At 65.8% G+C, this 284-nt stretch carries 1 pseudogene; it reads left to right on the top strand.

Annotated features, from left to right (window positions below):
* Positions 1 to 284 (top strand): annotated as a pseudogene (locus tag EN786_RS37325) (HlyD family secretion protein); the annotation flags it as partial.

Genomic DNA, 284 nt, shown 5'->3' with positions numbered 1-284 from the left:
CCAAAAGAGTGCCGCCGCCGATGGCCAGGCGCAGGCATCCGTCACCGCCGCGCGGGCAGCGCTCGCTGCTTCTAAACAACAGCTCGACGTCCTCAACACCCAGATCTCGGAAGCGACGGCGGAAGTCGCGGCCGCCAAGGCGGATCTCGATACGGCGGATCTCGACCTCGGCTTCACGGAAATCCGCTCGCCGATCGACGGCATCGTCGGCAACAGGCTGGCGCAGGTCGGCACCTATGTTTCGCCGGGCAGCTACCTTTTGACCATCGTTCCTGCGTCGGGCC

The sequence above is a fragment of the Mesorhizobium sp. M4B.F.Ca.ET.143.01.1.1 genome (assembly GCF_004792275.1).
In the GTDB taxonomy this organism is placed as follows: domain Bacteria; phylum Pseudomonadota; class Alphaproteobacteria; order Rhizobiales; family Rhizobiaceae; genus Mesorhizobium; species Mesorhizobium abyssinicae.
This window is presented reverse-complemented; position numbering and strand designations above follow the sequence as displayed.